This window comes from Pseudomonas sp. 3-2 (assembly GCF_019710535.1).
Lineage (GTDB): Bacteria > Pseudomonadota > Gammaproteobacteria > Pseudomonadales > Pseudomonadaceae > Aquipseudomonas > Aquipseudomonas pharyngis.
In genome coordinates, this window is record NZ_CP081200.1 from 1957975 (window position 1) to 1971570 (window position 13596).

The following is a 13596-nucleotide window of genomic DNA, read 5'->3' on the forward strand; positions in this document are numbered from 1 at the left end:
AAAATCCTATAAATCGGGCAGCTGTCGGTCCGACAGTGCTTAAAACGGTGCCGGGCATTCGAAACGCAAGCGTTCGCCGGACTGAGGATGGGTGAAGCTGAGCATGCTCGCGTGCAGGCACAGACGCGGCCAGGCGGCCAGGGCTTGTTCGTGGGCGTAAAGGCCATCACCGAGCAACGGATGACCGATGGACAACATGTGCACCCGCAACTGGTGCGAACGGCCGGTGATCGGTGTCAGTTCGACGCGGCACCAGTCGCCGCAGCGTTCCAGCACACGCCAGAAGGTCAGGGCGTGCTTGCCGTGTTCGTGATCGACCACGTGGCGCGGCTTGGTCGGCGGATCGTAGCGCAGGGGCAGATCGATGCTGCCGCTGTCCAGTTCCGGCTGACCCCAGCAGAGCGCAGTGTAGGCTTTCTCTGTTTCACGATCGTGAAACTGGCGCGACAGTTCACGGTGGGTGTCGGCGTCGCGGGCCAGCAGAATGATCCCCGAGGTTTCCCAGTCCAGGCGATGGACGATGCGTGCTTCCGGGTAGCCGTTTTCCTGCAGACGGGTGATCAGGCAGTCCTTGTTGTCATCGGCCCGGCCGGGGACGGAGAGCAACAGGGTCGGTTTGTTCACCACCAGAACGGCGGCGTCCTGATGAATGATTTGGACGTTGGACAACGGCATTAAAACAGCCTCGTAACAAATGCCAACGGCGGCTCAGGGCCCCTCCGGTGTCGGAAGGGCCCTGAGCCGCCGTCGTTCCTGCCGGATCGACTCAGCGGTCTGGCAGGGTGATGTTGAGTTCCAGAATCGAGCAGCTGCCCTGGCTTTCCAGTGCCACGTGCACGTCGTCGTTGCCGATGTTGACGTACTTGCGGATCACTTCCACCAGTTCCTTCTGCAAGGAGGGCAGGTAGTCCGGGGTGCTGCGCTGGCCGCGTTCATGCGCCACGATGATCTGTAGACGCTCTTTCGCGACCGAGGCGGTACTTGGCTTTTTGTTGGCACGAAAGAAGTCAAAAAGGTTCATTACCTACCTCCAAACAGACGCTCGAAGAATCCCTTCTTCTCGACATTCAGGAACCGGTGTTCTTTTTCCTTGCCCAGCAGGCGATCAACGGTATCGCTGTAGGCCTGGCCGGCGTCGCTTTGATCATCGAGGATCACAGGTACGCCCTGGTTGGAGGCCTTGAGCACGGCCTGGGATTCCGGGATGACGCCCAGCAGGCGTACGGCGAGGATTTCCTTGACGTCTTCGACGCCGAGCATTTCGCCTTTTTCGACGCGCTCCGGGTGGTAGCGGGTGATCAGCAGGTGTTCCTGGATCGGCTCTTCGCCGCGTTCGGCGCGACGGGACTTGCTGGCCAGCAGGCCGAGCATGCGGTCGGAGTCACGTACCGAGGAGACTTCCGGGTTGGTCACGACGATCGCTTCGTCAGCGAAGTACATGGCCAGGTGCGCGCCTTTCTCGATACCCGCCGGGGAGTCGCAGACGACGAAGTCGAATTGTTCCTTGAGCTCCATCAGGACTTTTTCCACGCCTTCGACGGTCAGCGCGTCTTTGTCGCGGGTCTGGCTGGCGGCCAGTACATAGAGGTTTTCCAGGCGTTTGTCTTTGATCAGGGCCTGTTGCAGGTTGGCTTCGCCGTTCACCACGTTGACGAAGTCATACACCACGCGGCGTTCGCAACCCATGATCAGGTCGAGGTTACGCAAGCCCACGTCGAAGTCGACGATCACTGTTTTGTGGCCGCGCAGAGCGAGGCCGGTACCGATAGCGGCGCTGGTGGTGGTCTTACCCACACCACCCTTGCCGGATGTAACCACGAGAATCTTGGCCAAGGTGTTTCACCCCTAAGGAAGAAGGACTGTTCAGCCCCTGAAAAACATCTCTAGAAAACTACTGCAGTCGGACAGCCTTGGCTGGAATTCGGCTTTTGGCCTTTTTCCTACTTCGTTTGAGCCGTTTTCGCTACGTTTTAGAGATGCTTGGAAAATGCGGCAGTATCCGTTAAAGCCGAATGATGTTCAACACGTCGCCCGACAGGCTGACCTGTACGCCCGAACCCCACATCGGATCGCGACGCAGGTCCTCGGAAACCTTGTAATGGCCTGCGATGGAGATCAGTTCAGCGCTCAATTGCTGACAGAAAATCCGCGCCTTGGTGTCGCCCTTGACCCCGGCCAGCGCACGACCGCGCATCGGGCCGTATACATGGATGTTGCCATCGGCGAGAAGTTCCGCCCCCGGGCTGACCGAGGAAACCACCACCAGATCGCCACCTTGCGCATATATCTGTTGGCCACCACGTACTGGCGTGGTGATGACGCGGGTCGGTTTGACGGCCGGCTCCGACGGCTTTTCCGGCTTCTTCGGGGCGACGGGTTCGGCTGCTTCCAGCGGTCGTTCGCGGGCGCCGGACGGCGGCAGCACCGGGATGTCGATGGCGATGGCGGCGGCGATGTCTTCGATGCGGCTGGCGCGGATCGCCAGGGTACGCAGGCCGTGCTGACGGCACACGCGCATCAGGCCCGGCAGGTCGACGGCGCCTTCGCTTGGCGGCAGTTTGTCCAGCGCCAGAACCAGCGGCGCGTTGCTGAAGAAATTCGGTGCCTGGGCGACTTTGGCGGCCAATTGCCGATCGAGGCTGTCCAGGTCGTTGCGGGACAGCTCCAGCACCGTAATGGCGAGCATGCTGCCCTTCAGCTGGAACACGGGATCTTGGTCTTTCGGTTCGGTTTGGCTCATGTCGGCATACAACGGCTTGTCACTAAAAGTGCCGAGACTTATAACGAGAACGCCCGCAGGCCGCAAGCCGGGTCGAACGATGTAGAATGCGCGGCCACTGTATTTACGGAAGCTTTAATGGATCGCCCGCGTTTTCGAAAAGCATTTCTTGCCCCACGCTTCTGGCCGCTCTGGTGCGGCCTCGGGCTGTTGTGGCTGACCGTGCAACTGCCGTATCCGGCGTTGCTGGCCATCGGTCGTTTTCTCGGTGCCCTGATGTATCGCTTCGCCGGCGACCGGCGGCGCATCGCCAAGCGCAATCTGGAACTGTGTTTCCCGGAAAAGTCCGCCGCCGAGCGCAAGCGACTGCTCAAGGAAAACTTCGCCTCCACCGGCATCGCCTTCTTTGAAATGGCGATGAGCTGGTGGTGGTCGCGTCAGCGCCTGGCGAAACTGGCCAACGTCGAAGGTCTTGAGCATTTGCAGAAGGCCCAGCGCGAAGGCAAGGGCGTGATTCTGATGGCGGTGCATTTCACCACCCTGGAAATCGGCGCGGCGCTGCTCGGCCAGCAACACACCATCGACGGCATGTACCGCGAACACAAGAACCCGCTGTTCGACTTCGTCCAGCGTCAGGGCCGCGAGCGGCACAATCTTGATTCGCTGGCGGTGGAACGTGACGACGTGCGCGGCATGCTCAAGCTGCTGCGCGCAGGTCGGGCGATCTGGTATGCACCGGATCAGGACTACGGCGCCAAGCAGAGCATCTTCGTGCCGCTGTTCGGCATTCAGGCTGCAACGGTCACCGCCACCAGCAAGTTCGCGCGGTTGGGCAAGGCGCTGGTGGTGCCGTTCACCCAGGAACGTCTGGCCGACGGCAGCGGTTATCGTCTGGTGATTCATCCGCCGTTGGAAGGTTTCCCGGGCGAGACCGAAGAAGAAGATTGCATCCGCATCAATCAGTGGGTCGAAGGCGTGTTGCGTGAGTGCCCCGAGCAATACCTGTGGGCACACCGGCGCTTCAAGAGCCGGCCACCGGGCGAGCCGAAGCTGTACGCCAAACGCGGTTGATTTGACCCATCCCCACAAGCACCACGGAGCGTTGCGATGAGCCCAGCTGAACCGGTCACAGGTTTGATTCTTTCCGGCGGCGGGGCTCGGGCGGCGTATCAGGTGGGGGTGCTGGCGGCGATTGCCGAATTGTTGCCGCTGGGGGCGGACAATCCGTTTCCGGTGATCGTCGGCACCTCCGCCGGGGCGATCAACGCGGTCAGCCTGGCCAGCGGTGCGACGGACTTTCGCGCTGCCATCGAACGCCTGACCCTGTTCTGGCAAGGCTTTCGCAGCCATCGCGTGTTGCGCAGCGACTGGCCGGGAGTGATCCGCCAGGCCAGTCGTTTCGTCAGCCACAGCCTGTTGGGCATGGGCCGGCAACTGCCGGTGGCGCTGCTCGACAGCTCGCCGCTGCGTCATCTTCTCAACGAAAAACTGCACCTGCCCGGCATCGCCGAGTCCATCGCGCGCAAGCAATTGCACGCGGTGGCAGTGACGGCGTTCGGCTACGAGTCCGGGCAAGCCGTGACCTTCTATCAGGGTGGCGGCACCATCGATTCCTGGCTGCGTCATCGGCGCATCGGTGTGCCGACGCAGTTGTCGGTGGAACACTTGCTGGCCAGTTCGGCGATCCCGCTGTTGTTCGCGCCGGTGAAGATCGGCGATGAATATTTCGGTGATGGCGCGGTGCGGCAATCGGCACCGATCAGCCCGGCGCTGCACCTGGGCGCGAGCCGGGTGCTGGTGGTGGGTGTCAGCGGCAACCCGCGCGGTTTCGATCCGGCGCAACCGCTGGAGCGCGCCTATACCGGGCAGCAGCCGACGCTGGCGCAGATCGGCGGGCACATGCTCAACAGCACCTTCATTGATAGCCTGGAAAGCGACATTGAGCTGCTTCAGCGTCTCAACCAGTTCAGCCGTCTGATGCCCGAAGGCACGCCGACCCGCGCTCTGGGTGTGGCGCCGGTGGAAGTGTTGGTGATTTCACCAAGTCAGCCGATCGATGAAATCGCGGCGCGGCATCGTCAGGAGTTGCCGGCGGCGTTGCGGCTGTTCTTGCGTGGGCCGGGAGCGACCAAAACGAGCGGGGCAGGGGTGTTGAGTTACTTGCTGTTCGAGGCGGGGTATTGCAGCGAATTGATCGACCTGGGGCGGCGCGATGCCTTGGCCAAGCGCGATGAGCTGTGCCGGTTTCTCGGGATTGGCGAGGCGGTGGCTCCCGCTTGAGATTTGTGGTGCCGCCATTCGCGAGCAAGCCCGCTCCCACACTGGTTTTGTGAACGACACAAAACCAGTGTGGGAGCGGGCTTGCTCGCGAAGGCGTCCTTTCAGACGCCACTGACACCAGGATCAGAAGTGGAACTTCACCAGGAAGCTCGTGGTGCTCTGATCGGTCTTGAAGTACTGGCTGTCCTTGATCCCGTACTTGTCCGACCAGTAGTCGTACTCGACACCCACATACAGCTGCTTCTCGCCAATGCTCAGCGCTTTGCCCAGGTCGTATTTGACCTGTGGGTTGAAGTGCAGGTTGGCGTGGTAATCGCCTTTGGAGTTGGAGTCGTTGTCGACCACCCAGTCCATGAAGCCGTCGATCAGGATGTTCGAGTCGCCGACCGGAATCGTGTAGGACCAGACCGGGGTGATCTGCCAGACGTTGTCACCGGCGCGGGAGCCTTCGGTGTGGCGCTGGTAGAAGTTCAGCTGGAAGTAGTCGAAGCCCGGGATCGCCAGGTCAAAGCCTGGACCGATCAGGTACGACTCGGTATCGCCTTCACCGAATTCGTAGGTCATGGCCAGCAGTACGTCGGTGACCGGACCGAAAGCCAGTTTCTGATCGAAGATCTTGCCGAACGACAGACGCGGGCTGATTTCGCCGTAGTAGGTGTTCGAACCCACACCGCCGTCATCCTTGCCGTTGTAGAAGATCTTGTCGACGAACACGAAGTTGTCGCCGTACTTCCAGGCATCGGCGTGCTCGAAGGTGACGGTCTGCTGAATGCGCGGGTTGACCTGGAAGTCCTTGCCATAGAGGTAGGTCAGGCTGTTGTTCTGCCATTGCAGCAGGCCGTCGGCCATGGCCTGACCCCCTGCCAGCAGCGATCCCGCAAGCATCAGGCTGGTGCACATACGTTTCATTCGGTTGCTCCCAAAGTAGGTGTTCCACGTTTATTTTTTTGAGTCGGCGCTCTGGTGTGGCGCCTTTTTTCATTGCTGCAAAAGTCATCCATCCGGTCAGCTTTCATGCTGTTAGCAAGAGCTGAGCCAAGGCTTTTCGAAAAGCAAAAAAAAGCCCGTCGGCTGCTGAAAAACAGTCGATTGAGCGTGTTTTCGGGATGCCTCGGTACTGACCGAAGCCTGGATAAGTTGGCTTTTCGGTCAGGAATTAAATTCGGGCTTTTTTTTAGACCGAATTCAGGAGGCCGCGGAGAATACTGACTCAACGGCCAGGCCTCAAGTGCCCCGCAACAGAGCACCGACGACAGGTACGGGGCACGGTTGCGGGTCATCTTAGAAGTGCACCTTGACCAGCAGGCTGGCGGTGTTCTGGTTGGTGTCGAAACTGTGGGTGTTTTCGACCCCGTATTTGTTTTTCCAGTAGCTGTATTCGGTGCCGACGTACACCTGCTTTTCACCCCAGCCGAGGGCTTTGCCCAGGTCGTATTTGATCTGCGGGTTGATGTGCAGGTTGGCGTGATAGGTGCCGCGCGAGTTCTGATCGTTGTCGACCACCCAGTCCAGATAGCCGTCGATCAACAGGTCGGAATTGCCCACGGGAATGCTGTAGGACCAGCCGGGGGTGATCTGCCAGACGCCGTCGCCGGGGCGCGGGCCTTCGGTCTGGCGGCGGTAGAAGTTCAGGGTGAAATAGTTGAAGCCCGGCACCTTGAGGTCGAAGCCGGGTCCGATCAGGTAGGCCTCGCTGTCGCCTTCGCCGTACTCGTAGGTCATGGCCAGCAGTACGTCCTTGATCGGGCCGAACTCCAGCTTTTTGTCGAAGATCTTGCCGAACGACAGGCGCGGGCTGAATTCGCCATAGAACGCGTGGGGCCCTTTGTTGCGGTCTTCCTGGCCGTTGTAGAAGATCTTGTCGACGAACAGGAAGTTGTCGCCGTACTTCCACTTGTCGGCGTGCTCGAACGTCACCGTCTGCTGGATCGACGGGTTGATCGCGAAGTTCTTGCCGTACAGGTAGCTCAGGCTGTTGGTCTGCCACAGCAATAAATCGCCGGCCATGGCTTGCGATGCGGCCAGCAGGCCGCCGCCCAACAACACGCTGGTTTGAGTCCGGATCATCTGTTGCTCCCTCTTGTTTTTTTTGTTGAGGCAGGGCGTTGCTTACCCCTGTGGGAGCGGGCTTGCTCGCGAAAGCGGAGGGTCATTCAACAGTGATGGTGACTGACATGACCCTTTCGCGAGCAAGCCCGCTCCCACAAGGGGATTTTTGTGTCGCTGTTAATGTTGGTGTGCGTGACAGTCGTTGATCGCAGCGCGTTCGGCGCCACCGAGGATGTTGAACAACAGGTTCAGCGTCAGCGCGCTGAGGGTGGCCATGGCGATCCCGCTGTGGGTGATCGGGCTCATCCACAATGGCAGGTGGGCGAAGAACTCCGGACGCACCACCGGGATCAGGCCCATGCCGATGCTCACGGCTACCAGCAATTGGTTGCGACGGTCGCCGATGTCGGCCTCTTGCAGAATCTTGATGCCGGTGGCCGCGACCATGCCGAACATCGCAATCGCCGCGCCACCGAGCACCGCTGGTGGAATCGACGCCACCAGGAACGCGGCTTTGGGCAGCAGGCTCAGGACGATCAGCAGACCGCCGGCGACGATGGTCACCGAGCGGCAGCGCACGCCGGTCATCTGCACCAGGCCGATGTTCTGCGCGAAGGAGGAGTGGGTGAAGGTGTTGAAGAAACCGGCGAAGAACGACGCGCCGGCATCACACAGCAGGCCGCGACGCAGCATGCGCGGGCAGACTTCCTGACCGGTGATCTTGCCCAGCGCGAGGAACATCCCGGTGGACTCGACGAAGATGATCACCACCACCAGGCACATCGACAGGATCGGTGCCAGTTCGAACTTCGGCATGCCGAAATGCAGCGGGGTGACGAACTGAACCCACGGCGCGTTGGCCATGCCGCTCAGGTCGACCATGCCGATGGCGCCGCAGAGCACGTAGCCCAGGCACATGCCGATCAGCACGGAAATATTGACCCAGAAACCGCGCATGAAGCGGTGGATCAACAGAATGGTAGCCAGTACCAGTGCGGCGATGGCCAGGTAAATCGGTGAACCGAATTGAGCAGCGGCGGCGCCGCCACCGGCCCAGTTCACGGCCACGGGGAACAGCGACAAACCGATCGAGGTGATGACCGTGCCGGTCACCAGCGGCGGGAAGAAGCGGACGACCTTGGACATGAACGGCGCGATGATCATGCCGAAGAACCCGGCGGCGATGGTGGCGCCAAAGATTCCCTGCAGACCGATGCCGGGCATGCCGGCCATGGCGACCATGCTGCCGACGGCGGCGAAACTGGCGCCCATCATCACCGGCATGCGGATGCCCATCGGGCCGATGCCCAAGGACTGCACGATGGTGGCAATGCCGGCGACCAGCAGGTCGGCGTTGATCAGGAAGGCGATTTCTTCACGACTCAGGCCAGCGGCCTGTCCGATGATCAGCGGTACCGCGATGGCGCCGCCATACATCAGCAGTACATGTTGCAGACCGACCAGGATCAGTTGCAAAAGGGGCAAACGCTGAATGGCGGGTGCGTCGGGGATGCGCGCTTTGGACAGCTCGGACATGCAACACCTCGGATCTTTTTTATTCTTGTGATTGAACAGCTGCCGGGTTGCTCACAGCTGTTTCTTTGCATCAGGTAAACCGCGTTGCGGCTAATCGCTGGCAAGCCAGCTCCCGCACAGGCAGTGCAAAACCCTGTGGGAGCTGGCTTGCCAGCGATGCTTTTACTGCTTAGTTGGTCTGGGCTCCCTGGGCGATCCATGCACCGATCAGGTCACGTTCCTGCTGGGTCATCTGCGTGATGTTGCCCAGTGGCATGATCTGCGTGGTGATGGCTTGCGCCTGGATCCGCGCCGCGTTCTGGCGGATCTGCTCGGGGGTGTCGAACATCACACCGGCCGGTGCCGCGCTGAACAGCGGGCTGGTCGGTTTGGCCGAGTGGCAGACCGCGCAGCGTTCCTGGATCACCGAGTGCACCTTGTCGAAACCCGGGCCCGCATTGGACGCCTGAGCGGGAGCTGCGGCCGGTGCAGCAGGGGCGGCTGGTTGTGCCGCTTCAGCCGGTTTCGCGCCACCACCCAGCGCCGTTTCCGGCAGTGGCTGGTACTCGATTTTCGCAGGTGCCTTGGCCACGTCCGGCGCGGTCGACATCGGCGCCGGGCCGGTGACGTACGCCAGGCTGATCATGCCCACCGCTGCCACTGGCAGGGTCCAGGCAAACTTGTGGCTGTCGTGACGGGTGTTGAAGTAGTGACGCACCAACACCGCCAACACCGCGATCCCGGCCAGGATCAGCCAGTTGTACTGGCTGCCGTAGGTGCTCGGGAAGTGGTTGCTGATCATGATGAACAGCACCGGCAGGGTGAAGTAGTTGTTATGACGCGAACGCAGCAGGCCTTTGGCCGGCAGGGCCGGATCCGGCGTGCGGTTCTCGGCGATCGCGGCGACCAGGGCGCGCTGGGCCGGCATGATGATGCGGAACACGTTGCCGACCATGATGGTGCCGATGATCGCGCCGACGTGAAGGTAGGCACCGCGACCGCTGAATACCTTGCTGAAGCCATACGCCGCGCCGATGATCAGCACGAACAGGATGAAGCCGAGCAGGGCAGGTTTCTTGCCCAGAGGCGAGTCGCAGAGGAAGTCGTAGATGAACCAGCCGGCGATCAGCGAACCGATGCCGATGGCCACGCCTTCAGGGCCGGTCAGGCCGCTGCCGGGTGCCACGAGGTAGAGCACGGGGTTGGAGTAGAACACCACGCACAGCAGCGCGATCCCCGACATCCAGGTGAAATAGGCTTCCCATTTGAACCAGTGCAGGTTCTCCGGCATCGACGGAGGGGCCAGTTTGTATTTTTCCAGGTGATAGATACCGCCGCCGTGGATCGCCCACAGATCACCGGCAAGACCGGTTTTCGGATTGACGCGGTTGAGGTTGTTCTCCAGCCAGACGAAGTAGAACGACGCGCCGATCCAGGCCACGCCAGTGATCATGTGAACCCAGCGCACGCTCAGGTTCAGCCATTCCAACAGATGTGCTTCCACAGTCTTTACCTCTCGCCTGTCACTCTTGTTGTCGAGTGATCAGACCTTCTCTTATTGGTGGGGGGCGAGGATCAAACGCTCATCCTCTTTGAAAAAATGCTCATCGCAGTTATTGCCTGTGCCACTGCGATCAACCACCAGGAAGTCATCCCGCTTTTCGATCGTCAGCACCGGGTGGTGCCAGACGCCGCGATGGTAATTGATGCCCTGCCTGCCGTTGGTGACGAAGGCGCGGACCAAGCCTGATACAGGTACATCGCCAAGTGGCGCGACCACGATCAGAAAGGGGTTGCCGAGCAGCGGAATGAAAGCCTGGCTGCCCAGCGGATGGCGTTCCAGCATGCTGACGGTCAGTGGCATGTCCTGCGCGTCGGCGCGGAAGATGCTGATGATCGCGTTGTCCTCAGGCGTCGCGGTTTCGACCGTCGCCAGTTTGTGGAAGCGCATGGTCGAACCGTTGTTGATCATGAAGTGATCGCTGCCGTCGGTTTCGATCACGTCACCGAAAGGGGCGAAGGCTTCTTTGGTCAGCGGTTCAATCGTCAGTGTGCGCATGCTGTTCTTCTTTTCGTTGAGTTCTGTGTTGTTGGTTCTGACGCCTTCGCGAGCAAGCCCGCTCCCACATTCGATCGCATTCCCCTGTGGGAGCGGCGGTGCGACGATTCGACTTGCTCGCGAAGGGCGCACCGCTTATTTAGCGACCTTGCCGAGAACGCGCAGGCGGCTCACACCACCATCCGGGAACACGTTCAGACGGATGTGGGTGATCGGGCCCAGTGCCTTGATCTGCTCGACGAAGGTGTGTTCGGCGTGCATTTCCAGCTTCTGGCTCGGCAGCAGTTCACGCCAGAACAGCGACTGGGTTTCGATCTGGCTGTCGGTGCCGCCCTTGACGAACGCGCCCTGGATCGAGCAGGTGTCCGGGTAGTTGCCCTTGAAGTGCAGCGTGTCGACGATGATTTTTTCGATCTCGCCCGGGTGGCCCAGCGCGACGATCACCCAGTCATTGCCCGGGGTACGACGACGTGCGGTTTCCCAGCCGTCGCCCATGTTGATGCCACGGCCCGGGTTGAGAATGTTGCTCATGCGGCCGAAGTGTTCGTCGGAGCAGGCGAGGGCGCGGCCACCGTTGAGGGCTGCGGCCAGGTCGACTTGCTCGTTGTCGCCAACAGCCGACCAGTCGCGGAACGGAATGCCGTACACGCGCAGACGGGCCACGCCGCCATCCGGGTAGATGTTGAAGCGCAGGTGGCTGAACGCCTTGTCGTTGCTGATTTCGTGGTAGTGGTGGCTGTTGCCTTGCAGTTCGACGGCCGACAGCACTTCAGTCCACTGGGTGTTTTCGTCCGGCTCGCCCGACGCCAGGAAGCACGCTTCCAGCGAGGCCGATGGCGGGAAGTTGCCGGTGAAGAATGAAGTGTCGATGTCCACGCCTTTGATCGAACCCGGTACGCCCAGGCGGATCACCGCGCTGTCGTAGCCTTCGAAGCGCTTGCGGCGGGACTCCCAGCCGTCCATCCACTTGCCGTTGTCATCGAACACGCCCTCCTTCCACACGGCCGGGGTCGGCTGAAACAGACGATTGGCGTCTGCAAACCAGTCATCGGTGACCGAGATGATTTTGGTGCCCAGACGGGCATCGGCCAGGTTGACGAACTTCTCGAAAGGTACGGCGTAAGCTTTCATTCTTCTTGTCTGCCTTTAAATAAGTGGCTGGGGATGCTTGCAGGGCCCTGGGAAACACAAGCGTTCTAGAGGTTTCTCGGGCCAGGCTTGCTAGAGAGTCAGTAATCGGAACAGGGCGATCTTGTTGATCTCCGCCAGCGCGCATTTGAACTCGGTGTCGACCGGGTTGTGAATGCGCGTTTCGAACGCCGCGAGGATCTGATGCCGGTTGCTGCCTTTTACCGCCATGATGAAGGGAAACTTGAACTTGGCTTTGTAGGCGTCGTTCAGCTCGGTGAAGCGCTGGAACTCTTCGGCCGTGCATTGGTGAATACCGGCGCCAGCCTGTTCATGGGTGCTGGCTTCGGTCAACTCGCCCTGGACGGCAGCTTTGCCGGCCAGGTCCGGGTGAGCGTTGATCAGTGCCAGCTGACTGGCGTGATCGGCGCTCAACAGGATGTCGCTCATGCGCTGGTGCAGGGTTTCGATCTGGTCGATCGACGCGTCCTGGCCCAGATCGAAGGCCTTCTCGGCCACCCATGGCGAATGTTCGTAGATGTCGGCGAAGGCGTTGACGAAGGCGTCGCGGCTCAGGGTCGACGGTTGCAGGGTTTGAAAGGTGCTCATTTGGCAGCCCCTTGGTACGGGTGGGTTTCGTGCCAGTGACGTGCGATGTCGACGCGACGGCTGAACCACACCTGTTCATGACTTTTAGCGTATTCGATAAAGCGCTTGAGCGAAGCCAGACGCGCCGGACGGCCGATCAGACGGCAGTGCAGACCGATCGACAGCATCTTCGGCGCTTCGGCGCCTTCGGCATAAAGCACGTCGAACGCATCCTTGAGGTATTCGAAGAAATCGTCGCCCTTGTTGAAACCCTGGACCTGGGTGAAGCGCATGTCGTTGGTGTCCAGGGTGTACGGGATCACCAGGTGCGGCTTGCCGGTCGGGTTGTTCGGTTCCCAGTAGGGCAGGTCGTCGTCGTAGGTGTCGCAGTCGTAGAGGAAACCGCCTTCTTCCATCACCAGACGACGAGTGTTGGGGCCGGTGCGACCGGTGTACCAGCCCAGCGGGCGCTCGCCGGTGAGTTCGGTGAGGATGCGGATCGCTTCGAGCATGTGCTCGCGTTCCTGCGCCTCGTCCATGTACTGGTAGTCGATCCAGCGGTAGCCGTGGCTGCAGATCTCGTGACCGGCCGCAACCATCGCGCGGATCACGTCCGGGTGGCGCTGGGCGGCCATGGCCACGGCGAAGATGGTCAGCGGAATGTCGAATTCCTTGAACAGTTTCAGGATCCGCCAGACGCCGGCGCGACTGCCATACTCGTAAAGCGATTCCATGCTCATGTTGCGCGCGCCTTGCAGAGGCTGGGCCGCGACCATTTCCGAGAGGAAGGCTTCCGATTCTTTGTCGCCATGCAGGATGTTGCGCTCGCCACCTTCTTCGTAATTGAGTACGAAGGACAGGGCGATCCGGGCATTGCCCGGCCAGTGTGGGTGAGGAGGGTTACTGCCGTAACCGATCAGGTCGCGTGGGTAGTCAGCGCTCACTGCAGTCTTCCTTCTTATTCGTTGACAGATTGTGTGGCGCCTTGAAGATGGGATGGCAGCTGGCGTCACAGCGATGGGCTGATTGTATACAACTTTATTCTCAATTTGTAAGCCTGAATTTTCGCATTTTTCACCGGCCGTCCTCTTTTGCTGATAAAGGCGAGAGCCTGCAAGAAATCTGCCTGATCAGTCAGCTAATGGATCAGAGGTTCAATGAATGCATGGTTCGAGGCCTGAGCAGCGGAAAATCGGCGGAGGCTGGGGGTGGGAGGAAAAATGTCGTTTTTATTGTGTACAATTTTTTTGAAAAGTGT

The 13596-nt window shown here is 60.5% G+C and carries 14 protein-coding genes; 2 read left to right on the forward strand and 12 right to left on the reverse strand.

From position 1 onward, the window contains the following. Positions 1-39: 39 nt before the first annotated feature. The 4 genes from K3819_RS09005 to minC form a co-directional block, all read right to left on the reverse strand. Positions 40-675 carry an RluA family pseudouridine synthase gene (locus K3819_RS09005; RefSeq protein ID WP_039769876.1) on the reverse strand — a complete coding sequence of 212 codons (636 nt, stop codon included), beginning with the start codon at positions 673-675 and terminating at the stop codon, positions 40-42. 91 nt (positions 676-766) lie between these two features. Next, positions 767-1021 (reverse strand): cell division topological specificity factor MinE, encoded by a 255-nt coding sequence (minE, locus tag K3819_RS09010; protein ID WP_007960071.1) that lies wholly within the window; start codon positions 1019-1021, stop codon positions 767-769. Beyond that, positions 1021-1833 carry a septum site-determining protein MinD gene (gene minD, locus K3819_RS09015; protein ID WP_039769880.1) on the reverse strand — a complete coding sequence of 271 codons (813 nt, stop codon included), beginning with the start codon at positions 1831-1833 and terminating at the stop codon, positions 1021-1023. Before minD ends, minE begins: the two co-directional genes overlap by 1 nt. Positions 1834-2002: 169 nt before the next feature. Further along, positions 2003-2740: a septum site-determining protein MinC gene (minC, locus tag K3819_RS09020; RefSeq protein WP_039769884.1), complete on the reverse strand. Its 738-nt coding sequence runs from the start codon at positions 2738-2740 to the stop codon at positions 2003-2005. A gap of 117 nt (positions 2741-2857) precedes the next feature. Between minC and K3819_RS09025 the strand changes: the two genes are divergently transcribed. Continuing rightward, positions 2858-3790, forward strand: coding sequence for a lipid A biosynthesis lauroyl acyltransferase (locus K3819_RS09025; protein WP_221399077.1), 933 nt, complete (start codon positions 2858-2860; stop codon positions 3788-3790). A 36-nt stretch (positions 3791-3826) separates the two neighbouring features. Beyond that, entirely contained in the window at positions 3827-4999 is a 1173-nt protein-coding gene (locus K3819_RS09030; protein WP_221399078.1) for a patatin-like phospholipase family protein, read from the forward strand. A gap of 123 nt (positions 5000-5122) precedes the next feature. Here the strand turns inward: K3819_RS09030 and K3819_RS09035 are convergent, their stop codons facing one another. From K3819_RS09035 to puuE, 8 genes are all read right to left on the reverse strand, one after another. Then, entirely contained in the window at positions 5123-5908 is a 786-nt protein-coding gene (locus K3819_RS09035) for an outer membrane protein OmpK (protein ID WP_064594588.1), read from the reverse strand. A gap of 372 nt (positions 5909-6280) precedes the next feature. Then, positions 6281-7066 carry an outer membrane protein OmpK gene (locus K3819_RS09040; protein ID WP_221399079.1) on the reverse strand — a complete coding sequence of 262 codons (786 nt, stop codon included), beginning with the start codon at positions 7064-7066 and terminating at the stop codon, positions 6281-6283. 159 nt (positions 7067-7225) lie between these two features. Beyond that, the gene (locus K3819_RS09045) at positions 7226-8584 is read right to left on the reverse strand and encodes a nucleobase:cation symporter-2 family protein (RefSeq protein ID WP_221399080.1); all 1359 of its coding nucleotides are present in this window, start codon (positions 8582-8584) and stop codon (positions 7226-7228) included. A 169-nt stretch (positions 8585-8753) separates the two neighbouring features. After that, complete coding sequence (locus K3819_RS09050) at positions 8754-10067, reverse strand: urate hydroxylase PuuD (RefSeq protein WP_039769892.1); 1314 nt, start codon at positions 10065-10067, stop codon at positions 8754-8756. A 51-nt stretch (positions 10068-10118) separates the two neighbouring features. Further along, positions 10119-10622, reverse strand: a complete 504-nt coding sequence (locus K3819_RS09055; protein WP_027613342.1) for an ureidoglycolate lyase — start codon at positions 10620-10622, stop codon at positions 10119-10121. Positions 10623-10757: 135 nt separating this feature from the next. Continuing rightward, entirely contained in the window at positions 10758-11753 is a 996-nt protein-coding gene (alc, locus tag K3819_RS09060; RefSeq protein ID WP_007960036.1) for an allantoicase, read from the reverse strand. 90 nt (positions 11754-11843) lie between these two features. Continuing rightward, entirely contained in the window at positions 11844-12359 is a 516-nt protein-coding gene (uraD, locus tag K3819_RS09065) for a 2-oxo-4-hydroxy-4-carboxy-5-ureidoimidazoline decarboxylase (RefSeq protein WP_085613502.1), read from the reverse strand. Next, a complete protein-coding gene (gene puuE / locus K3819_RS09070; protein ID WP_064594599.1) occupies positions 12356-13282 on the reverse strand; it encodes an allantoinase PuuE in 927 nt (308 codons plus the stop codon). Before puuE ends, uraD begins: the two co-directional genes overlap by 4 nt. Positions 13283-13596 lie beyond the last annotated feature (314 nt).